22 protein-coding genes and 1 pseudogene are annotated in these 22,229 nt (G+C 32.5%); 16 read left to right on the top strand and 7 right to left on the bottom strand.

The genetic code is table 11. The features are described 5' to 3' along the window. Positions 1-25 precede the first annotated feature (25 nt). The 4 genes from BOW55_RS21665 to smpB form a co-directional block, all read right to left on the bottom strand. Positions 26-304: a hypothetical protein gene (locus BOW55_RS21665; RefSeq protein WP_371414514.1), complete on the bottom strand. Its 279-nt coding sequence runs from the start codon at positions 302-304 to the stop codon at positions 26-28. Further along, the gene (locus BOW55_RS09050) at positions 286-1,029 is read right to left on the bottom strand and encodes a helix-turn-helix domain-containing protein (RefSeq protein ID WP_371414513.1); all 744 of its coding nucleotides are present in this window, start codon (positions 1,027-1,029) and stop codon (positions 286-288) included. Before BOW55_RS09050 ends, BOW55_RS21665 begins: the two co-directional genes overlap by 19 nt. Positions 1,030-1,117: 88 nt before the next feature. Continuing rightward, the gene (locus BOW55_RS09045) at positions 1,118-1,759 is read right to left on the bottom strand and encodes a hypothetical protein (protein ID WP_129023853.1); all 642 of its coding nucleotides are present in this window, start codon (positions 1,757-1,759) and stop codon (positions 1,118-1,120) included. Between the two features lie 78 nt (positions 1,760-1,837). Further along, entirely contained in the window at positions 1,838-2,293 is a 456-nt protein-coding gene (gene smpB, locus BOW55_RS09040; protein WP_089055825.1) for an SsrA-binding protein SmpB, read from the bottom strand. Positions 2,294-2,433: 140 nt separating this feature from the next. Here smpB and BOW55_RS09035 point away from each other — a divergent pair, with 140 nt between their 5' ends. After that, positions 2,434-3,072 (top strand): outer membrane beta-barrel protein, encoded by a 639-nt coding sequence (locus tag BOW55_RS09035; protein WP_129023852.1) that lies wholly within the window; start codon positions 2,434-2,436, stop codon positions 3,070-3,072. A 102-nt stretch (positions 3,073-3,174) separates the two neighbouring features. Further along, the gene (locus BOW55_RS09030) at positions 3,175-3,402 is read left to right on the top strand and encodes a VF530 family DNA-binding protein (RefSeq protein ID WP_089055823.1); all 228 of its coding nucleotides are present in this window, start codon (positions 3,175-3,177) and stop codon (positions 3,400-3,402) included. On the opposite strand, the gene BOW55_RS09025 is transcribed toward BOW55_RS09030, so the two are convergent. From BOW55_RS09025 to BOW55_RS09015, 3 genes are all read right to left on the bottom strand, one after another. Next, positions 3,403-3,957 carry a DUF3575 domain-containing protein gene (locus tag BOW55_RS09025; RefSeq protein ID WP_129023851.1) on the bottom strand — a complete coding sequence of 185 codons (555 nt, stop codon included), beginning with the start codon at positions 3,955-3,957 and terminating at the stop codon, positions 3,403-3,405. Positions 3,958-4,082: 125 nt separating this feature from the next. Then, entirely contained in the window at positions 4,083-4,631 is a 549-nt protein-coding gene (locus BOW55_RS09020; RefSeq protein WP_129023850.1) for a GNAT family N-acetyltransferase, read from the bottom strand. A 3-nt stretch (positions 4,632-4,634) separates the two neighbouring features. Then, positions 4,635-5,486: an aldose 1-epimerase family protein gene (locus BOW55_RS09015; protein WP_129023849.1), complete on the bottom strand. Its 852-nt coding sequence runs from the start codon at positions 5,484-5,486 to the stop codon at positions 4,635-4,637. 187 nt (positions 5,487-5,673) lie between these two features. Between BOW55_RS09015 and BOW55_RS09010 the strand changes: the two genes are divergently transcribed. The 14 genes and pseudogenes from BOW55_RS09010 (at position 5,674) to BOW55_RS08945 (ending at position 22,225) form a co-directional block, all read left to right on the top strand. Beyond that, entirely contained in the window at positions 5,674-7,944 is a 2,271-nt protein-coding gene (locus BOW55_RS09010; RefSeq protein WP_129023848.1) for a M1 family metallopeptidase, read from the top strand. Positions 7,945-8,413: 469 nt separating this feature from the next. Beyond that, positions 8,414-9,060, top strand: a pseudogene (locus tag BOW55_RS09005) (GNAT family N-acetyltransferase). 55 nt (positions 9,061-9,115) lie between these two features. Then, positions 9,116-10,309: an argininosuccinate synthase gene (locus BOW55_RS09000; protein ID WP_129023847.1), complete on the top strand. Its 1,194-nt coding sequence runs from the start codon at positions 9,116-9,118 to the stop codon at positions 10,307-10,309. Next, the gene (gene argC / locus BOW55_RS08995) at positions 10,302-11,279 is read left to right on the top strand and encodes an N-acetyl-gamma-glutamyl-phosphate reductase (RefSeq protein WP_129023846.1); all 978 of its coding nucleotides are present in this window, start codon (positions 10,302-10,304) and stop codon (positions 11,277-11,279) included. The genes BOW55_RS09000 and argC overlap by 8 nt, the downstream gene beginning before the upstream one ends. An 81-nt stretch (positions 11,280-11,360) precedes the next feature. Beyond that, positions 11,361-12,500, top strand: coding sequence for an aspartate aminotransferase family protein (locus BOW55_RS08990; RefSeq protein WP_129023845.1), 1,140 nt, complete (start codon positions 11,361-11,363; stop codon positions 12,498-12,500). Positions 12,501-12,585: 85 nt separating this feature from the next. After that, positions 12,586-13,779, top strand: a complete 1,194-nt coding sequence (locus tag BOW55_RS08985) for a glutamate-5-semialdehyde dehydrogenase (protein ID WP_129023844.1) — start codon at positions 12,586-12,588, stop codon at positions 13,777-13,779. A gap of 224 nt (positions 13,780-14,003) precedes the next feature. Next, complete coding sequence (proB, locus tag BOW55_RS08980) at positions 14,004-14,765, top strand: glutamate 5-kinase (protein ID WP_129023843.1); 762 nt, start codon at positions 14,004-14,006, stop codon at positions 14,763-14,765. Positions 14,766-14,872: 107 nt separating this feature from the next. Then, on the top strand, positions 14,873-15,262 hold the full coding sequence (locus tag BOW55_RS08975) for a GxxExxY protein (RefSeq protein ID WP_129023842.1): 390 nt from the start codon (positions 14,873-14,875) through the stop codon (positions 15,260-15,262). Between the two features lie 93 nt (positions 15,263-15,355). Next, the gene (locus tag BOW55_RS08970; protein WP_129023841.1) at positions 15,356-16,309 is read left to right on the top strand and encodes an N-acetylornithine carbamoyltransferase; all 954 of its coding nucleotides are present in this window, start codon (positions 15,356-15,358) and stop codon (positions 16,307-16,309) included. 102 nt (positions 16,310-16,411) lie between these two features. Continuing rightward, positions 16,412-17,185 (top strand): acetylglutamate kinase, encoded by a 774-nt coding sequence (argB, locus tag BOW55_RS08965; protein WP_129023840.1) that lies wholly within the window; start codon positions 16,412-16,414, stop codon positions 17,183-17,185. Positions 17,186-17,432: 247 nt separating this feature from the next. Continuing rightward, the gene (locus BOW55_RS08960; RefSeq protein ID WP_129023839.1) at positions 17,433-18,503 is read left to right on the top strand and encodes a M20 family metallo-hydrolase; all 1,071 of its coding nucleotides are present in this window, start codon (positions 17,433-17,435) and stop codon (positions 18,501-18,503) included. Positions 18,504-18,641: 138 nt separating this feature from the next. Continuing rightward, a complete protein-coding gene (gene argH / locus BOW55_RS08955; RefSeq protein ID WP_129023838.1) occupies positions 18,642-19,922 on the top strand; it encodes an argininosuccinate lyase in 1,281 nt (426 codons plus the stop codon). 144 nt (positions 19,923-20,066) lie between these two features. Further along, complete coding sequence (locus BOW55_RS08950) at positions 20,067-21,065, top strand: DUF2157 domain-containing protein (protein WP_129023837.1); 999 nt, start codon at positions 20,067-20,069, stop codon at positions 21,063-21,065. Further along, entirely contained in the window at positions 21,062-22,225 is a 1,164-nt protein-coding gene (locus tag BOW55_RS08945) for a hypothetical protein (RefSeq protein WP_129023836.1), read from the top strand. The genes BOW55_RS08950 and BOW55_RS08945 overlap by 4 nt, the downstream gene beginning before the upstream one ends. Positions 22,226-22,229: the final 4 nt, after the last annotated feature.

Raw genomic sequence — 22,229 nt, 5'->3', positions numbered from 1 at the left:
AAAAGCCCGATTTGATCGGGCTTTTTTAATTGACTAATGTTATCGCATGTATTAGATTTTCTTTTTCCTTTTGAAGAATATAATTGATAAAGACTGACTTATCATTTTTATTTTGAGCCGATTCTAATGTTGCTAAATAATTGTTTATTTCTTCTTCATTTCCTTTTATTACGGCAAAAACAAAACTGCTTTTTAATAAAATCCAGTTCATTAAAAGATTTGCAATTTGAATATTTCCATTTTCAAAAGGACATATTGACATTATTTTAAGATGCGCTTCAGTGGCTAATAATAAAGGATGCATATTGTTTTTATTGGTTTCATACCAATTAAAAACAAATTCATTTCCTTAATAATTATTGGATCTTCTTTATACTTTCCTGAATTTTCGATTTTAATTCCTCTAAAAATAAGATTATGAACGGCAAGAAGATCTTTCTCTGATATTGGAAGTTTCTTCTGGTTTATATCTTTTATATAACCAATAGCGTCATTAAGATTTACCGCTTCTAGATGTTCCTGCATGTTTTTGCCGGGAATCATCAAACCTTCATTTATTACAGCTTTAGTTTCCTGAAAGGTTAAAGAATTTCCGTTCATTTTATTAATCTCTGAAATGAATTCAAGCTCCAAAATTTTAGAAATTCGATGCAGATCGAAATGCTGAAAAGATAATATCTTGTTTTTTAATGCTTCAATTTCGTTTAATAAAGATTTTATAGATGGGAAAGTTTCAGGATTTAGTTTTTTGTTATTGTTTTGAATTTCCTGTTCTGCTAAAAGTAAAGCTTTCAAAGCAAACTCTTCGTTTCCAATTTCATAAAGAATTTTTTCTTTTAACCATGCAATCATCAAGGTCTCGTAATCTATCTCTAAAAGATTAGCCAGTTTTGAAATTTGTTCTTTTGTGGGTTTCCGCGTTCCAGATTCGAATTTACTAATTAAGGCTTGATCAATACCAAGAAGCTGAGCTACTTCACGAGTTTTTAATTCTTTTTGTTCTCGTGCATTTTTTAAAAGTGATTTCATGTAAATGAAATTTTAAGTCTTGACAAAAATAGTCATTTTTTTAGTCGTAAAAAAAGCAACATTTGATTGTTGCTTTTTAAAGTTTCTTTTATTTTGGAGGAAGAGAACCGTCTTTTCTCATTTCTTTGACAACTGTCTGCATAATTGCATCGACTGTTTGTCCTAAATCTGTTACGTAATCAGACTTTGTGGTTCCCGTCCAGATTAATTTGTTTTCTTTTAACGAAAAAATATTGGTTTCAACCATGTAAGATGTTGTTTCTTGATAATATCCCGGATCGTAGAAATTTGGCGAATACATTCCGTACCAATTTCCAAAACCATAACCATACATTCCACTGTATAAGCCGTCAAAACCACCGTAGTACATTCCTGTATAAGTTCCAGGAACGTAATTGGTTTCTTTTTCAGTACTAACCAATCGCATTGTTACAACACCATCAAAATTTTCGTCTTGTAAAATTTTTAATTTTTGTTCCTGCGAAAGCTGTTTAGTGGTCTCATTTAAATACTGATAAGAAGTTTTAAAAATGGGATTACTGGCTGCAATTCTGTTTTCTGCAACTCTTCTAGAAGCCTCATCTTTTACCAGCGCAACCACTAAAACTTTTTTAAATTGTTCTTGAGCTACCGTTATTTTTGGATCTCTCCAGCTGTTAACAATAGAGGTATTACTGCCGCAGCTTGAAAGTGACAGAATAACGATTAACATAATTAAGTGCTTTTTCATATGGTATAGTTATATTGTTTGTAGTAAAAATAACTATAAAAAATTAATAATAAAGCAGATTAAAAATAAAAATAACGTTTAGTTGTACGCTTTTTTGATACGGTCTAAGTCGCGTTTTGTGTCTTGTTCCTTTAACGATTCACGTTTGTCGTAATTCTTTTTTCCTTTACAAAGACCTATTTGCAGCTTAGCAAGACCTTTTTCATTGGTAAATAATTTTAAAGGTACAATAGTAAGACCCTTTGCTTGAACACTTTTATGCAGCGTTTTTAGTTCTTTTTTGTTCAAAAGAAGTTTTCGTTCGCTTCGTGATTTGTGGTTAAACTGATTTCCAAAAGAATATTCTTCAATGTAAGTATTGATGGCAAAAAGTTCAAGGTTATTAAACTCGCAAAAGCTTTCTGTAATATTCGCTTTTCCTAATCGGATAGATTTAATTTCGGTTCCTGTCAAGACAATTCCCGCCACATAAGTATCGATTATTTCATAATCAAACCTAGCTCTTTTATTAAGTATATTGACTGATTTTAACATAGGTGCAAATGTAAACAAAATTGAAAAACTTTACTGCAATCTAAAATAAATAAAGATTTCTTTTAAACAATGATTTAAATCAGTTTTAAGGAAAAAACTTACTCATAAGTTTGCTTCATAATTTAAAAACACCATTAAAAATGAAGAAAATTTTAACTATCGCAACCATTGTATTATTTGGATTATCAGTAAAAGCACAAGATGCTAGTCAAGGGTTAAAAGGAGCTTGGTTTGCAACCTCACAATTTGGTTATCAGCAGACAAAAAGTGGAGATACAAAAGGCACAAATCTTACTGTACTGCCTATTGTAGGAACATTTATTACACCATCTATCGCTGTTGGAGCAGGATTGGGTTATATCAATATTAAATCAGAAACAGATGCTAAAACAGCTGCAAACACTAATTTATTTGTAATTCAGCCATTGGCAAGAAAATACTGGAATGTAGCAGGATCTTTATATTTCTTTGGGCAATTAGCTTTACCGGTTATTACAGGAAAAGAAAAAGAAAGTAACCTAAAAGTAAATCAAGTTGGATTATCTGTATCAGGAGGTTTCGATTATTTTGTAACTAAAAACTTCTCAGTCGAATTTTCTTATGATTTAGCAAACTTTACATCTACAACTCTAAAACCAGAGAATGGAGAGAAAACAACTGTAACAAATTTTGGATTAGCTCACGTTGCAAATGTTGATTCTTATTACAATTCTGCATTAGCTGGAAGCGCACCAAACTTAACAACTCCGCTTTCTGTTGGATTTAAATTTGTATTTTAATTATATTGAATTGTTTTAAATCAATTCATTAATTTTGTAAAAAAAGAAAGACCGTGCTTTTTTAAGTACGGTCTTTTTATTGTTGTTTTAAAATATATAGAAATGCAAAATAAATCTAAAGATCCGCTGCACGGTATTACACTTCAAAATATTCTAGAAATTCTAGTAGATTTTTACGGATTTGATACTTTAGCAGAATTGATTCCAATAAAATGTTTCAGTTCTAATCCGAGTATAAAATCAAGCCTTACTTTTTTAAGAAAAACAGATTGGGCTCGAAAAAAAGTAGAGGATCTGTATATTAAAACACTTCCTAAACTTTCAAATTAATTATAATTTATAAGAAATCATTACACCTCCTCGATAAGGAAGCCATTCACCGCTTTTATTCCAGTTTTGTGATTTTTCATATCTCCCTGGAGTTCCATCATTATAATATCCATGATAAAAACCTTGGTGCCATCCGCCTCCTGCAAAAATATCAAGTAAAAACTTATCGCTTAATTTTAGATTATATCCTACTGTAACCCCAAAACGGTAACCAAATCCGTGCTCATATTTATTAGTATCCCAATAATTCCATTTTTGAAGGTCGTACATATCAGCGCCTGCATGTCCGCCCACATAAAAACCATTGTATTTTTCTTTAAAATGGTAGCGAACCTCTGGTGTAAAAGTGTAAAATTTCATTGGGCTGTGACCATTAAATGATTCCCAAAAAGAAGCCATAACATCAAAGCTGAAAGTGGTCTTTTCGCCAAGGCTAGTTTCTACACCAATGTTTGGAACAGCTAATAGCGCTGTTGCAGCATTGAACTTTATAAAAGTTTGACTTTGTGATTGAATTGATAAAAGAAGAACGGCTAAATAAAGTATTTTTTTCATGGTATTTTTTAAGATCAAAAGGGCTTAATTTATTTTCGGCACAAATATAACGTAATAGATCATTGACTATTGCGGAATATGGTGCTTTTAACAAGAATTAATTTTTACGATAAAATACTTAAAAGCTATTTGTTTAATATTGAATATATTACTCTGTCTAAAAAAACACCCTCATAAAAATCGGCTTCTTTTAAATGTGCTTCTTTAACAAAACCGCATTTTTGTAATACTCGTTCAGAAGCTGAGTTTTCAGGATCGATTACTGCTTCGATAGAATGGAGTTTAAGATCTTCAAACCCAAATTGAACTAGTCTGTTTACAGCTTCGGAAACAATTCCTTTTCCGTGAAAATCAGGATGTAGTATATAGCCAATTTCTGAACGATAATTTTCAAATTGAGTACGGTAAAAGCCTATAATACCAAGTAGTTTTGGGTTATCATTTAAAGTAATTGCCCAGTTAATTCCTGTGTTGGTTGTAATTTTATCTTCAATCTGTGCAATGAGCTCTAGTGCATCTTCGTTACTTTTTGCAAGAGGTCTCGGGATATACTTCATGGTTTCAGGATTCGAACGTATTTCGAAAACCTCATTAACATCATCATTTGTAAGTCTCCTTAAAACTAAACGGTCAGTTTTAATTATGGGAAAAGGGTGAAAATTAAATTCTAACATTTTTTATAAAATTTTTATACTGAATTTTGAGTGAAATATTTGATCTGCATCTAAAAGTACGATGCCTTCTTTTTGATATAAATCTCCAGAATTATTGGCTGTGTCTGAATAACCAAACCAAGGTTCTATACAAACAAACGGCGCTTGATCCTTTGTCCAGATCCCTAAACTAGGAAAATCTTCAAAATCAACCTCGATATATGGTTTCTCATTTTCTAAAATAGTCAATGAATTTGACTCTAACGTTTTGAAAACCAAAGCGTCATTTTCAAAAAGCTTATAATTTAATCGAACTAAATTTTCAGAAGTTTTTAAAACCTCTGTTTTGTTAGAAATTAAATCATTTTCTAAAAGATTAAACTTCAAGACTTCTTCTTTTTCGAATTTAAAAGAATAGTTTTCAAAATTTTCAGGTAAAGCAATTGCTGGATGCGCACCAATCGAGAAAGGCATTTTTCTATCGCTTTTATTAATTACAATATATTCAATATTTAAGGATGTTTTTTCAAGCGAATAAATTAGCTGTAGTTCAAATTCAAAAGGATACTTTTTTAAAGTTTCAGCGTTTGATTCTAAAGAAAACACAGCACTGTTCTCTGTTTTTTCAATCAATTCGAATTCCATGTCCCTTGCAAAACCATGTCTAGACAATTGATACTCTTTTTGATCAATAGTATAAGTATTGTTTTTTAATGTTCCTACGATTGGGAAAAGAATAGGAGAGTGTTTGCCCCAAAAATTAGGATTTCCTTCCCATATAAATTCTTTTTCTTGATTATTTTTTAAAGAAAATAATTCTGCTCCAGCATGATTAATAGAAGCTTTAAGTATTGAGTTTGAGATGATTGTGTTCAAGGGGATAATGTTGAATAAAATTAAACTTAGTCTTGATGTAAATGTATTTTATAAAATTCGTTTTTTTAAGAAAAAACCGTAAAATATTTTTTCTGATAAAATTTTGCTAAAATTAAATTTAGACGTGCATATTTCTCTGTAAATAGCTTTTTTTTTCATTAATTTGTTGCATAAACAGCAAAAAAATATGAAAATACAATCTTCAAAAGCCTTACTAACCATGGCTTTATTTGTTGGGATTTCTTCTGTTTGGGCACAACAAACACCAGCAACAACAGCAGCAAATCCTGTTAATAATTACAATTATCATGATGCATTTGGGCCTAATTTTTATACTAAAAATGGCACACCAACCCGTTCAGCAAGCGGTCAGCCCGGAGTTGAATACTGGCAAAATAGAGCTGACTATCAAATTACTGCTAAGTTAAACGGTACTACAAACGAAATTATTGGTACAGATGAAATTACGTATACCAACAACAGCCCTGATAAATTATCATTTCTTTGGTTAAATTTAGATCAAAACTTATTTAAAGAAGATTCTAGAGGAAATGCTGTTGTGCCTTTAACCGGAAGTCGTAATGGTGCTCAAGGTCAGGTTTTTGAGGGAGGAAATAAAATTAAGTCAGTAAAAGTAATTACCGGAGGAAAGAAACCAACGACTGTTGATGCAAAATATGTAGTTACTGATACCAGAATGCAAGTATTTCTTCCAGAAGCATTAGCATCAAAAGGCGGAACAGTAAAAATTAAGATTGAATTTTCATTCATTTCTCCTTTTGAAGGATCAGATAGAATGGGAGTTTTAGAAACTAAAAACGGTAAAATTTTTACCATCGCACAATGGTATCCTCGTATGTGTGTTTATGATGATGTAAAAGGTTGGAATACTGCGCCTTATCTAGGAGCTTCTGAGTTTTATTTAGAATACGGAAATTTTGATGTAAAACTTACTGTACCAGCGAATCATTATGTTGTAGGTTCAGGAGAATTATTGAATGGAGCCGAAGTTTTATCAGCAGATCAGTTTAAACGTTATAAAGAAGCATCTTTGAGTGATAAAACGGTTACCATTCGATCTGCCGAAGAAGTTGCTGCAACTGCTAGTAAAAATGCTGTAGGTGAAAAAACATGGCATTTTCAAATTAAAAATGCTCGTGATTTTTCTTGGGCATCTTCTCCTGCTTTTATTTTAGATGGCGCGAAAATTAATTTACCAAGTGGTAAAAAAGCTTTAGCATTATCAGCTTATCCTGTAGAAAGTGCTGGTAAAGACGCTTACGGACGTTCGACAGAATATGTAAAAGCATCGATTGAACATTATTCAAAACAATGGTTTGAATATCCTTATCCAGCAGCAACAAACGTTGCAGGAAATGAAGGCGGAATGGAATATCCGGGTATTGTTTTTTGTGGATGGGAATCGAAAGGACAAGACTTATGGGGAGTTACGGATCATGAATTCGGACATATTTGGTTTCCTATGATTGTTGGATCAAACGAAAGATTATTCGGTTGGATGGATGAAGGATTTAATACTTTTATAAATTCATTAAGTACAGCAGCATTTAATAATGGTGAGTACAAAGAAGAACCAACAGATTTTCATAAAAGGGCAGAATCATTTACACGTACAGATTTAGAAACTGTAATGAGTTCTCCTGATAATATGAAAGAAGCAAATATTGGTATGTTGTGTTATTTTAAGCCAAGTTCGGCTTTAATTATCTTAAGAGAGCAAGTATTAGGAAAAGAACGTTTTGATAATGCTTTCCGTACCTATATACAACGTTGGGCGTACAAACATCCGCAGCCAGATGACTTTTTTAGATCAATGGAAAATGTTGCTGGTGAAGATTTAAGCTGGTTTTGGAGAAGCTGGTTTGTAAACAATTGGAGATTTGATCAAGGAATTAATTCTATTAAATATATCAAAAACGATCCTTCTAAAGGAGTTGTCATTACGGTTGAAAACTTTGATAAAATGCCAATGCCTATTATATTGGATGTAAAAACAAAAAGTGGTAAAGTTTCAAGAGTACAATTACCAGTAGAAGTTTGGCAGCGTAATAATGTTTGGACGTTTAAACATAATTCTACAGAAGAAATTGAAAGTATTACACTTGATCCAGAACATCTTTTTCCAGATAATAACGATGCAAATAATGTTTGGACAGCAGGAAAAGGTGTAATTGAGAAAGATGTGATTTTGGATAGTTATTTAGGGAATTTTTCAACAAGCAGAGCGCCATTAAAACTTATTTTTAGCGAAAAAAACAGCACACTAAATGTTGAAATTACCAACTATCCTAAATTTCCTTTAACGGCTGTTGAAAATGAAAAAGATGCATTTCAGTCTACTGGTGCGGGAGTAAAATTTAAATTTAACGAAGCTAGAACAGCGGTTGACATGACACTTTTAGTTAACGGACAAATAATACCGTTTACTAAGAACTAAAAAACAAAGGAACTAAAACGCTTAAAACCCGATAGTTAATTAAAACTATCGGGTTTTTGCTTTCGTATGGTTTAACATTGAGATAAAAAAATGTTATATTTTTAAAATTTTGTTTTGTGAATTAAAATTTTATGTACTTTTGCGTCGATGAATAAAATAAGTTTACATATAACTTCTTTGTCACGGACAAACTCACCTAGTACTTCTCCCGAAGTACGGATACTATCTATATAGTATTCACTGAGTTTTTAGCCGTATATTTATTCATACTCCCTTTTCATTTTGAAATTACATAATTTGTCCATTGGACAAACATATCCTAAAAGTATTTATTATTTTGTAAATTTTCTTAACCAATATTTTGATTTTGAGAATGTTACTTCTATTTTGCTTAATTTTATTGGATTCAATTCTGAATTTCAAACCAAACAGTATGCATTAATTTTTAACTCTAACTTCAATTATTGAAATGAAGATCTCTATTGTTGTTACTCAGGAAGAACACTTCAAATTCGCACAAGAAATTTGCGATACGATAGAATCATCTGCCTTGTTAAGAGGTACGGGGATTGCTAAAAGAACTCCTGAGTACATTCAGAAAAAAATGTCGAATGGTGATGCAATGATTGCTCTGGCAGACGGGAAATTTGCAGGTTTTTGTTACATCGAAAGCTGGGAACACGGAAAATTCGTGGCACATTCAGGATTAATTGTACATCCTGACTATAGAAGTTTAGGTTTGGCAAAAAAATCAAATCGAAAGTTTTTGACTATTCTTTAAAAAGATATCCGGACGCTAAAATATTCGGAATTACAACTGGTTTGGCGGTTATGAAAATTAATTCAGACTTAGGATATAAACCAGTTCCTTTCTCTGAATTGACAACTGATCCAAGTTTTTGGGCAGGCTGTAAAACTTGTACCAATTTTGAAATTCTGCAAAGTAAACAGAACAAAATGTGTCTTTGTACAGGAATGTTATACGACCCGAAAGAAAAACAAAAAACACCACCGAAACATCCTTTCAACGAGGCTGTTTTAAGCAGACTTAAAAAAATCAAACAGGCTTTGTTTTTAAACAAAATATTGTCATTTATTTTTTTATTCAAAATTTAATCAAAAAGAAATCTCAAACTGCTACATACGAAAGTATTAGCCTAAATTATAAAAAATGAAAAAAGTAGTATTAGCTTATAGCGGAGGATTAGATACCTCGTATTGTTTGAAATATTTAAAAAATGAAAAAGGATACGAAGTTCACACTGTTCTTGTAGATACAGGAGGATTTTCTGCTGAAGAATTAACAGCTATTGAAAAAAGAGCTTACGAGTTAGGAAGTGCTCAACACGCCAACTTAACTATTTTGGATAAATATTATGATAAAGCTATCAAATACTTGATTTTTGGAAATGTGTTAAAAAACAATACGTATCCATTATCAGTAAGTGCAGAGCGTGTTTTTCAGGCTATTGAAGCTATAAAATACGCTAAAAAAGTAGGAGCAACTGCAATCGCTCACGGAAGTACTGGTGCAGGAAATGATCAAATTCGTTTTGATTTGATTTTCCAAACTATTGCTCCGGAAATCGAAATTATTACTCCAATTAGAGATTTAAAATTGTCAAGACAAGAAGAAGTTGATTATTTGGCTCAAAACGGAGTTCACTATTCTTGGGAAAAAGCACAATATTCGATCAATAAAGGACTTTGGGGAACAAGCGTTGGAGGAAAAGAAACTTTAACTTCAAGCCAACCGTTACCAAGTGAAGCTTATCCTTCGCAATTACAAAAAGAAGGAGAAGAAAAAGTAACGCTTCATTTTGAACAAGGAGAATTAGTTGGTTTAAACGGAAAAACAGATAAACCATCAAACAATATTGTAGCTCTTGAAAAACTGGCAAGTGCTTACGCAATTGGTAGAGATATTCACGTTGGAGATACTATTATCGGAATTAAAGGAAGAGTTGGTTTTGAAGCTGCTGCTCCGTTAATTATCATTAAAGCGCACCATTTATTAGAGAAACACACTCTTGGAAAATGGCAACAATACTGGAAAGAACAACTAGGAAATTGGTACGGAATGTTATTTCACGAAGGTCAGTTCTTAGATCCAGTTATGAGAAACATCGAAACTTTCTTACAAGATACACAAAAAACAGTAAACGGAACGGTAACAGTTTCATTAAAACCATATCATTTCTCTCTTGACGGAATCGAATCTAAAAACGATTTGATGAACACAGGTTTTGGTCAATACGGAGAAATGAACAATGCATGGACATCTGACGATGCAAAAGGATTTATCAAAATCCTTGGAAATGCACAAAATATATTTTCATCTGTAAATCAATTAGATCATGATTAATGTCGGAATTATTGGTGGTTCGGGTTACACGGCCGGAGAACTCATCAGAATTTTAATGTATCATCCCAAAGTAAACATCGATTTTGTTTACAGTACAACAAACGCTGGGAAACCGCTTTCTGTAGCGCACCATGATTTGATGGGTGATATCGAAATGAATTTCACAGCTGAAATCAATCCAAATGTGAATGTTGTTTTTTTATGCTTAGGTCACGGAAAATCAATTTCATTTTTGAAAGAAAATCAGTTTGCAAGTCATACCAAAATCATTGATTTAGGAAATGATTTCAGATTGAATAAAGATGCTCATTTCGAAGGAAAAGATTTTGTTTACGGATTACCTGAAATCAATAAAGCCGAAATCAAAAAAGCAAATTATATCGCAAATCCTGGTTGTTTTGCAACAGCTATTCAGTTGGCATTATTGCCTTTAGCAGAACATAATTTGTTGAATAATGATGTTCATATTAATGCAACAACCGGAAGTACAGGAGCAGGCGTAAGTCTTTCAGAAACTTCTCATTTCAGTTGGAGAAATAATAATATGTCGCATTATAAAGCTTTTGAACACCAGCATTTAGGAGAAATCGGAGAAAGTTTGGTGCAGTTGCAAGATGATTTTGACAGCGAATTGCTTTTTATTCCGAACAGAGGAGATTTCCCAAGAGGAATTTTTGCAACGCTTTATACATTGTGTGATGATAGTTTGGAACAATTGGTTGCGAAATACGAGGAATTTTACAAAAATGAGCCTTTCGTAACTATTACCACAACAAATATCAACATGAAACAAGTGGTGCAAACGAATAAATGTATCATTAGTTTATTGAAAAAAGGAAACCGGGTTCTCATAACATCAATTATCGATAATTTAACCAAAGGTGCTTCAGGACAAGCGATTCAAAACATGAATTTAATGTTCGGTTTAGAAGAAACCACAGGTTTACATTTGAAACCAAGCGGATTTTAGATTGTTGGTTAACCGTTTAATCGTTAATTCGGTTAATCGATTAAACAAATCAACGATTAAACAATTAAACAAAACAAAAAAATGAACTTATTCAACGTTTACCCATTATACGACATAACTCCAGTAAAAGCAGTAGATTGTACAATTATTGACGACAAAGGAGTAGAATATTTAGATTTATACAGCGGACATGGTGTGATTTCTATCGGACACACACAGCCGGATTATGTAGCAAAATTGAAGAATCAGATAGATAACTTAGGATTTTATTCGAATGCCATTCAGAATCCTTTACAGGTTGAATTGGCTCAGAAATTAGGAAAACTTTCTGGTCTTGAAGATTACGAATTGTTTTTATGCAGTTCTGGAGCTGAAGCAAACGAAAATGCTTTAAAATTAGCTTCTTTTCACAACGGAAAATCTAGAGTTGTAGCTTTTGATAATTCTTTTCACGGAAGAACTTCTGCTGCAGTTGCTGTTACAGATAATAAAAAAATTGTTGCGCCAATAAATGCACAGCAAGTAGTAACTTTTTTACCGCTAAATCAAATCGAATTAGTTGAAGCTGAATTAGCTAAAGGAGATGTTACAGCTGTAATTATTGAAGGAATTCAAGGAGTTGGAGGTTTAGATCAAGGAACAACAGAATTTTTTCAAGCTTTAGAAAAAGCATGTAAAAAATACGATGTCGTTTTGATTTTAGACGAAGTGCAATCAGGATACGGAAGAAGCGGAAAATTCTTCGCGTTCCAACATCACGGAATCAACGCTGATATTATTTCAGTTGCGAAAGGAATGGGGAACGGATTCCCTGTTGGAGCGATCTTAATTTCTCCAAAATTCGAAGCAAGTTTCGGATTATTAGGAACAACTTTCGGCGGAAGCCATTTATCTTGTGCAGCAGGAATTGCAGTTTTAGATGTAATTGAAAAACTGGATTTACAGAAAAATGTAAACGAAGTTTATGAATATTTCTTAGAAAAAATCAAAGAAGTTAGCGGCATCAAACAAGTAAAAGGAAAAGGTTTAATGCTTGGAGTAGAATTTGATTTTGATGTAGCAGCTTTAAGAAAGAAATTAATCATCGAAAAACACATTTTTACAGGAAGTGCAAATAACAAAAATCTATTAAGAATTTTACCTCCTTTAACTGTAAAAAAAGCAGATATAGATACGTTTGTAAAAGCTTTGAAAGAAAGTTTAGAAGAGCTTAAAAATTAAGTTTACCATATACTATTAATTCGTTTAATCGTTTAACTGGTTAATCGATTAAACGAATTAACGATTAACCAATTAAACCAAAAAAATGAATCCATTATCAATTGAAAAACGCAATCTCGTTCTGCGGACTATGGCAAAGCTGGTCGAGCAGGAGCGGAATGAGATAATCTTGACCAATCAAGAAGATCTTGCTGATTACGACGGCACCGATTTAGCGATGGAAGAACGCTTAAAAGTAGATGATAAAAAAGTCGACGAAATGATTTTATCATTAAACCAATTAGCTTCTCAGGAAGATCCTGTTGGCGTTGAGCGTTTTCATTTTACACATGATAATGGAATTAAAGTTATAAATAAAACCGCTGCTTTCGGAACGATTTTAATTATTTACGAATCACGTCCAGACGTTACAATTGAAGCGGGCGGAATTGCTTTTAAATCTGGAAATAAGATTTTATTAAAAGGAGGAAAAGAGTCTTTAAAATCAAATTTAAAGATTGTGAGTCTTTGGCATAAAGCTTTAGAAGAAAATGGAGTTTCAAAAGACTGGGTGGAATATCTGAATTACAATAGAACAGAAACTCAGGCTTTTTTAGAAAAACCAACTCAAAAAGTCGATTTAATAGTTCCAAGAGGAGGCGAGAAATTAATTGAGTTTGTAAAAGCACACGCAACTTGTCCCGTAATAGTAAGCGGACGCGGAAACAATTTCGTTTATGTTCATGAAAAAGCAGATACGGATTTAGCTTTAAAAGTAATTTTAAATGCTAAAACAGCGAAAATTTCAGCTTGCAATGCTTTAGATAAAGTTTTAATAGATTCTAAACTTCCAAATTTTGAAGGTTTCACAGCAATCTTAATCGAAGCTTTAATCGAAGCAAAAGTGGAAGTTATAGTAGACAAATCTTTAGCAAATTTCGAAAACACGAAAACACTTCAAAACGAAGATATTTGGTACGAAGAATTTTTAGATTATAAAATTGTAATTGGAACAATTGATTCTCAGGAAAATGCTATTGATATGATTAATAAATACTGTGGAGGACACTCGGCAGCAATTATTTCAAGAGACAATGATGCTGCTCAGCAGTTTATGGAATCGATAGATGCTGCGGCAGTTTATCAAAATGCTTCAACCCGTTTTACAGACGGAGGACAATTTGGTTTAGGTGGAGAACTTGCAATAAGCACAGATAAGCTGCATCAACGTGGCCCAATCGGTCTTCAACATCTAGTAACCAATAAGTGGTACGTTTACGGAGAAGGACAGATTAGATAATTGTAGATTTTAGAGTTCAGATTTTAGAGTTCAGATTTTAGATTGATGATTAACGATTTTTGATTTCAGATTATTGGAATTTGGAATTTATTTATTGGAATTTAACTGTAGATAAAGCTTTGTGAACTTAGCGTTTGTAAACACAAACAATATAAAAAAACCTTGCGCCCTTTGCGTTAAAAATAACTTAGTGCCTTAGCGCCTTCGTGGCAAAAACAAAAGACATGGCAAAAAAACGGATTTTATTAAAAATAGGAAGTAATACTTTAACCAAAGAAACCAATCATATTTCGCGGGGGAAGATTGAAGACCTTGGAATACAGATTGCCGCTTTAAACGATGAATATGAATTTATCATAGTAAGTTCAGGAGCAATTGCGGCGGCAAAGCAATTTGTAAAACTGGACAATCAGGATAAAGATGTTTTTGTAAAACAAGCGTTGGCTTCAATTGGGCAGCCACATTTAATGCGGATTTACAATGAAAACTTTAAGGATTTAGGATTAAATACTTCACAGTGTTTACTTTCTTATTCTGATTTCGAAAAAGAGCAGACCAAAAAGAATATTGTAAATACAATTAATGTATTAGTCAAAAATAATTACATTCCGATTATCAATGAAAATGATACCGTTGCGACAGATGAAATTCGGTTTGGAGATAATGATAAATTAGCAGCTTTAACAGCGGTTCTTTTAAATGTTGATATTCTGATAATTGCAACTAATACAAACGGAATTTACACGAAAGATTCGATTCACGATGAAAATCCAGAAACGATCAAATTGGTAAATGATTTGAAAACGCTAGAAAAAGAAATCGGTGAATCAAAATCATCACATGGAACAGGAGGAATGCAATCTAAAATAGAAGCAGCCGCAATTTCAAAAGCAGCCAATATAGAAACCTGGATTGTAAATGGGCTGAATGATAATTTTATTCTTCGGGCGCTAAATAATGAGATTCCTTTTACCAAGATTGTGTGATATTGAACACGGATGAAACGGATTCGCTATTGCGAAGACGCGGATTGAAACGGATTTTATATTTGATTTTAATTTTAATGTAGTATATTTCATTCAAATTTATTTTTATGGAATTTTTGCATCGAGAGTTGACTGAAGTCATTATTAAAACTTTTTATGAAGTTTATAATGAATTAGGGTATGGGTTTTTAGAAAGAGTTTATCAAAATTCCTTGTATTTGGAATTAAAAAATAAAGGTTTGTATGTTGAAGCTCAGAAGAAAATTAAAGTTTACTATAAAGGAATCGAAGTTGGAGAATATTATGCAGATTTAGTAGTTGAAAATTTAATTATTTTAGAATTAAAAGCAGCTAATTGTATTGTAATCGAATTTGAAAATCAAATTTTGAATTATTTAAAAGGCACGGACTGTGAAGTAGGTTTACTTTTAAATTTTGGAACAAAACCAGAATTTAGACGGAAGGTATTTGAAAACAGTAGAAAAATAAGAATATAAAAAATCCGCGTTAATCTGCGTCTTCGCGATAGCGAATCAGTAAAATCCGCGTCTAATTTTTATAAACCAATAAGAAAAACAAAGAATAAGAAGATGAACTATATTTCAATAAAAGACATAAACTCATTATCAAAATGGGTAAAACAAGCGATCAAAATCAAAAAGAATCCGCTTAAAAATCAGAGTTTAGGAAAGAATAAAACTCTTGGAATGTTATTCTTCAATCCAAGTTTAAGAACGCGTTTGAGTACTCAAAAGGCGGCAATGAACTTAGGAATGAATGTTATGGTAATGAACTTTACCAACGAAGGATGGACGTTAGAATTTGAAGACGGAGCCGTTATGAATTCTGGTGCATCAGAGCACATCAAAGAAGCGGCAGAAGTAGTTTCTCAATATTGCGATATTATCGCAATTCGTGCTTTTGCAGGTTTAGTCGATAAAGAAAAAGATTATCAGGAAACTGTAATTTCAGGATTTTTGAAATATGCGACAGTGCCAATCGTAAATATGGAAAGTGCTATTCGTCATCCATTACAGTCGCTGGCAGATGCAATTACAATGGAAGAATTCAAACCTAGACACAAAAACAAACCAAAAGTGGTTCTTTCATGGGCGCCGCATCCAAAAGCATTACCGCAGGCTGTTGCTAATTCATTCGTAGAAATGATGCAGATGCAAAAAGATATGGATTTCGTAATCACGCATCCAGAAGGTTATGAATTAAGCCCAGAAATTACACAAGATTGCAAAATTGAATACGATCAAAACAAAGCTTTCGAAAATGCTGATTTCGTCTATGTAAAAAACTGGAGTAATTTCAATGATTACGGAAAAGTAACCAACAGCGATCCAAATTGGACAGTAACAGCTGAAAAGATGGCTTTAACTAATAACGGAAAATTCATGCACTGTCTTCCTGTTCGTAGAAATGTAATTGTAAGTGACGAAGTTTTAGATGGAGAAAATTCAATCGTAATTGAACAAGCGAATAATAGAACGTATTCAGCACAATTAGTTTTACAAAAGATTTTGAAGAAATTGTAAATTTAGATGCAAAGGCTCAAAGTGGCAAAGGTTCAGAGGTTTTACAGCCTTGAGAAAAACCTTTGAACCTTTGCACCTCTGCCTCTTTGAACCTTAAAGATAATGAACGTATCAGTAATCAAAATAGGTGGAAACATCATCGATAATCCAGCAGAATTAGAACAATTTTTAACCGATTTTTCTAAAATTGAAGGATATAAAGTTTTAGTTCATGGTGGTGGAAAATCGGCTACGAAAATGGCGCAGAGTATTGGTTTGGTTCCGCAAATGATTGACGGACGCCGAATCACTGATGCTCCAATGCTTGATGTTGTGGTTATGATTTACGCCGGGCAAATCAACAAACATATTGTTGCTCAATTGCAAGCAAAAGAGAATAACGCAATTGGTTTTTCAGGAGCTGACGGAAATTTAATTCAGTCAACAAAAAGAAATCACCCAACAATCGATTATGGATTTGTAGGCGATGTAAAACAAGTCAATACCAAATTACTGGCAACTTTATTAGAAGCTGGAGTTGTTCCTGTTTTCTGTGCAATTACGCACGACAAAAACGGACAATTACTAAACACAAATGCTGATACCATTGCAAGTGAATTATCAATCGCATTATCAGAAGTTTTTGATGTTACACTAACATATTGTTTTGAAAAACAAGGTGTTTTACAAGATTCAGAAGACGATTTATCTGTAATAACCCAAATCAACGAAACACTATATAATAAGCTAAAAGAAGAAAAAGTAATCCATTCTGGAATGATTCCGAAATTGGATAACTGTTTCATTAGTTTATCAAGAGGTGTGCAGAAAATCAAAATTGGGCATCATAAAATGCTTCAAAATCTAGATATTCCGCATACAACGATTACATTATAAAAAATGTTGCCATAAATTGACACTAATTTCTTCTATTAAGAGAGATAATAATTTTAGACATATAGTAAAAAGTTTATTTTGATTTTAAATCTGTAATAAAAAAATAATGTTTGAAAATCCGTGTAATTAGTGGCAAAAAAATAGAGCGCACGAGGTATTTTAAATAAATTTGCGCAAGTAAAAATGGTCAAAGGAAAGCTCAAAAACTTTGTTGCTTTGTCCCTTTGAGCCTTTGAACCTTATTAAAATGAAAAATATAGATACGCTTACCCAGGAAGCAATTAGTTTATTAAAAAGCCTAATCGAAACCCCTTCATTTTCAAGTGAAGAAGATCAGACGGCTCTTTTAATCGAAAATTGGTTCAATCAGAATGAAATTCCTTTCAAAAGAGAAAACAATAATGTGTGGGCTTTCAACAAATATTTCGACGAAGATAAACCAACACTTTTACTTAATTCACATCACGATACCGTAAGACCAAATCAAGCTTATACAAACGATCCGTTTAAAGCGATTGAAAAAGATGGAAAACTATTCGGATTAGGAAGTAATGACGCAGGTGGCTGTCTGGTTTCGTTATTAGCAACATTTGTTCATTTCTACGAAAATCAAAACCTTTCTCACAATATTGTTATTGTGGCTTCCGCCGAAGAAGAAAGCAGCGGAAAAAACGGTTTAAACAGTGTGTTGAAAAGCTTGCCAGAATTAGATTGCGCGATTGTTGGAGAACCAACTTTAATGCAATTAGCAGTTGCCGAAAAAGGACTTTTAGTTTTAGACGTAAAAGTAAAAGGAACCGCAAGCCACGCTGCACATCAAAACGACGATAATGCATTATACAAATCAATTCCAGTAATGGAATGGTTTAAAAACTATAAATTCGACAAAATCTCAGACGTTTTAGGTCCCGTAAAAATGACCGTAACGCAGATCAATGCTGGAAAACAGCATAATGTAGTGCCTTCTGAATGTGATTTGGTTGTGGATATTCGTGTAACAGATCGCTATACAAATGCTGAAATTTTAGAAGTAGTAAAAGCAAACGTAAATGCCGAAGTAACGCCAAGATCAATGCACTTAAACGCTTCATCTATTCCAGTTGCACACGGTTTGGTTCAGGCGGGAATTGCATTAGGAAGAACAACGTATGGTTCGCCAACGCTTTCAGATCAATCCGTTTTAAGCTGTCAGTCTTTGAAATTAGGGCCAGGAGAAACGTTGCGTTCGCATTCAGCAGACGAATTTATTTTTGTAAATGAAATTGAAGAAGGAGTCGATTTGTATATCAAAATACTAACTGATTTCTTTAAATTATAAGAAAAGAAAAACCGCCACGAATTCACGAATTGTTTTTTTACTATCTGAACAAGATATTAATTCGAATTAATTCGAAAAAAATAATCGCAAAGATTATCAAAATAATTCGTGAATTCGTGGCGAAAAAAAACATGACCTATGAAACTTTGGGAAAAAGGAATACCAACAGATAAACAAATCGAACAATTCACAGTAGGAAACGATCGTGAACTGGATTTGGTTTTAGCAAAATATGATGCTTTAGGTTCAATCGCTCACGCCAAAATGCTTGGGCAAATTGGTTTATTAACTCAGGAAGAAACAACTTCTTTAGTTGATGCATTAAACGAAATCATCGCTGATATCGTAGTTGGAAATTTCGAAATCGAAGACAGTTTCGAAGACGTACATTCTAAAATAGAATATCTTCTAACTGTAAAATTGGGCGATGCAGGAAAGAAAATCCACACTGCACGTTCTCGTAATGATCAAGTTTTAGTAGACGTTCATTTGTATTTAAAAGACGAATTAAAAGCGATAAAAGAACAGGTAAAAACCTTGTTTGATTTGCTGATGGAATCGGCAGAAAAGCATCAGAATGTTTTATTGCCAGGTTATACGCATTTACAAATCGCTATGCCGTCTTCATTCGGAATGTGGTTTTCTGCTTACGCTGAAAGTTTGATTGATGATATTACAATGTTGAATGCAGCTTCTAAAATTGTAGATCAGAATCCGTTAGGTTCTGCTGCGGGTTATGGAAGTTCATTTCCAATCAACAGAACATTTACCACAAAAGAATTAGGTTTTGAAACCTTAAAATACAACGCTGTTGCCGCACAAATGAGCCGTGGGAAAGCTGAAAAAACTGTCGCTTTTGCGATGATAAGTGTAGCGGGAACATTGTCAAAATTTGCTATGGATGTTTGTTTGTATATGAGCCAGAACTTTGATTTTATCGGTTTACCAGCACATCTTACAACAGGTTCAAGTATTATGCCTCATAAAAAGAATCCGGATGTTTTCGAATTAATTAGAGGAAAATGTAACAAGATTCAGGCACTTCCATATGAAATCACTTTAATTACCAATAATCTTCCAAGCGGTTATCACAGAGATTTACAGCTTTTAAAAGAAGGTTTGTTTCCTGCAATTCAAACTTTAAAATCTTGTTTGGATATTGCTATATTTTCAATAAAGGATATTACGGTTAAAGATCATATTTTAGAAGATAAAAAATATGATTATTTATTTACTGTAGATACTTTAAATGAAATGGTGGTTGAAGGAATGCCGTTTAGAGATGCTTACAAAGCTGTTGCCGAACAATTGGAAGCGGGAACATACAAATCTCCTAAAGAAACAAAACATACGCATGAAGGTAGTATCAATAATTTATGTCTTGAAGCAATTAAAGATAAAATGAAAGCAGCTTTATAATAGCTCTTTCTTTGTAATTATAGAGAACCGATTTGTAAATTATACAAATCGGTTTTTTTATGCTGAGAAATATATTTTTGAGAATCTAAGAAAATTCGACCTAATTCTTTACATTTGAGAATGTATTGTTTTTAAATTAAAGATATGACGCATTTTGACGAGCAGGCAGCTGAAGCTCTTTTTGAGAAAAATCTAATTACCGAAAATCAGTTTCAGGAGATTAGAAAATATCGAAGTTTAAATATATTCTCTCTAAATGCAGAGTTAAAACTACTACTTTATTTTTCGGTATTGCTTTTTACTTCTGGAATAGGGATTTTAATTTATAATAATATTGATACGATTGGTCATATTGCACTTCTATCAATATTACTAGTTATTATTGCGGGCTGTTTTTATTATTGTTTTAAAAATTCAAGAGGCTTTCAAAAAACGGAAACTACTTTTGATAATCCTGTTTTAGAATATTTGGTTTTATTGGCAAATATTTTGACTTGCATTTTTATTGGATATCTTCAGTTTCAATATAAATCTTTTGGAACACATTACGGTTTAGCCACTTTGGTACCAACGATCGTCAGCTTTGTTTGTGCCTATTATTTTGATAATAAAAGTGTTTTAACGATTGCTGTTACAGGTTTGGCGGCTTATGTAGGACTATCAGTAACGCCACAGGATATTTTTAATGAAAATAATAGTTTCTATGATAATCAAAACTTAAGTTATTCGGCAATTATGCTTGGTGTTTTGCTCATTTTGTGGACAATCTACAGTTTTAGAATCAATTTAAAAACTCATTTTGCCATAATCTATCAAACATTTGCTTTGCATATTATAGCTATTGCTTCGATAAGCAATCTAGTTAATCACGAATTTTTCTGGTTGCTTTTTGCTCTTATTTTAGCAGCTTCATCATATTATTTTTATAAAGTTAGTCATGATTTAAAAGCAATGTCTTTGTATGTTTTTATGATTGTTTATGCTTATATCGGACTAAATATTGTCTTATTTAGAATTTTTGAACATGTAGATTTCTCAGACATTTGGGAACTTTTTATTTTCCTTCTGCCGGCCTATTTCATTGGTTCGATTGTACTATTTATAAAACTGATTAAAAAATTCCATAAAGAGATAGCCGAATGATACTACACGATAAAAATTTATTAAATAATTTAGCTTTAGTTGAAGAAGCTGAAACTTTGCAGAATGGAGGCTTTATTAGCAAAGAGCAAACAAAACTTATTAAAAATGCTTTGCCCGTTTTTAGAAGCCAGAATAATATCTTGGTTCGATTGGGGTTCTTTTTATTGGGATCCTTCTTATATTTATCTATTTGCGGTGCTATTTCATTAATAGGACTAAGTGGCGAAAATTTCTATTTTAAAATTTGCTGTTATCTTTTTGCAGGTGTTGGTGTTGTTGGAGCAGAATTTTTAGCAAATCAAAAATATTATAGACACGGTTTAGACGATGCTTTTATTTTAGGAATCCTTTTAAATACAGGTTTCGCAATCGCCATCACTACTGAAGGATACGAAGTTATTGTTGCCATTTTTGTTGCAATTGCTTCTTTTATTACTTACAAAAGATATTTGCATTTATTATCAATGCTTGTTTTTTGTCTCGCTTCTTCTGCAGTTTTATTCTTCGGAATGTTTGAAATTGGTGATATTGGCAAAACAATCTTGCCTTTTGTTGCGATGTTAACTGCGGCAGGGTTTTATTTCTTTACTAAAAACAGAATTAAAAGTTTAACAGAAGCTTACTATTACAACGGATTACTATTAGCTAATAGTTTCTGCTTGATTCTATTTTATCTTTCTTGTAATTATTTAGTGGTAAGAGAACTTTCTTTTGAGCTTTTAGGAGTAGATGTTCTTCCAGGTCAGGACATACAGTTTGCTTACTTCTTTTACGCTTTTACTTTTATAGTGCCAATCGTTTATTTGGTTCAAGCTTTAAAAATAAGAGACAGAATCATGCTTTGGATTAGTTTTGCAGCAATAGGATTTTCAATTTTTACTATACGATTCTATTATTCTGTTTTACCATTAGAAGTGGCATTAACGTTTGGCGGATTAGTAATGTTTGCTATAGCTTATTTTTCTATTCAAAAATTAAAAAACAAAGAAAAAGGATTAACTTTTAAACCAGACAGAATTAATAATTCCAATGCAATTTTAAATGCCGAAGCTTTAATTGTTGCTTCAACTTTTGGTATGAAACCAGAAGTAAAAACAGATTCTCCGATGGATTTTGGCGGAGGCGGATTTAGCGGCGGCGGATCGGGGGGAAGTTTTTAAATTT

The sequence above is a fragment of the Flavobacterium sp. YO12 genome (assembly GCF_004119495.1).
GTDB lineage: Bacteria > Bacteroidota > Bacteroidia > Flavobacteriales > Flavobacteriaceae > Flavobacterium.
This window is presented reverse-complemented; position numbering and strand designations above follow the sequence as displayed.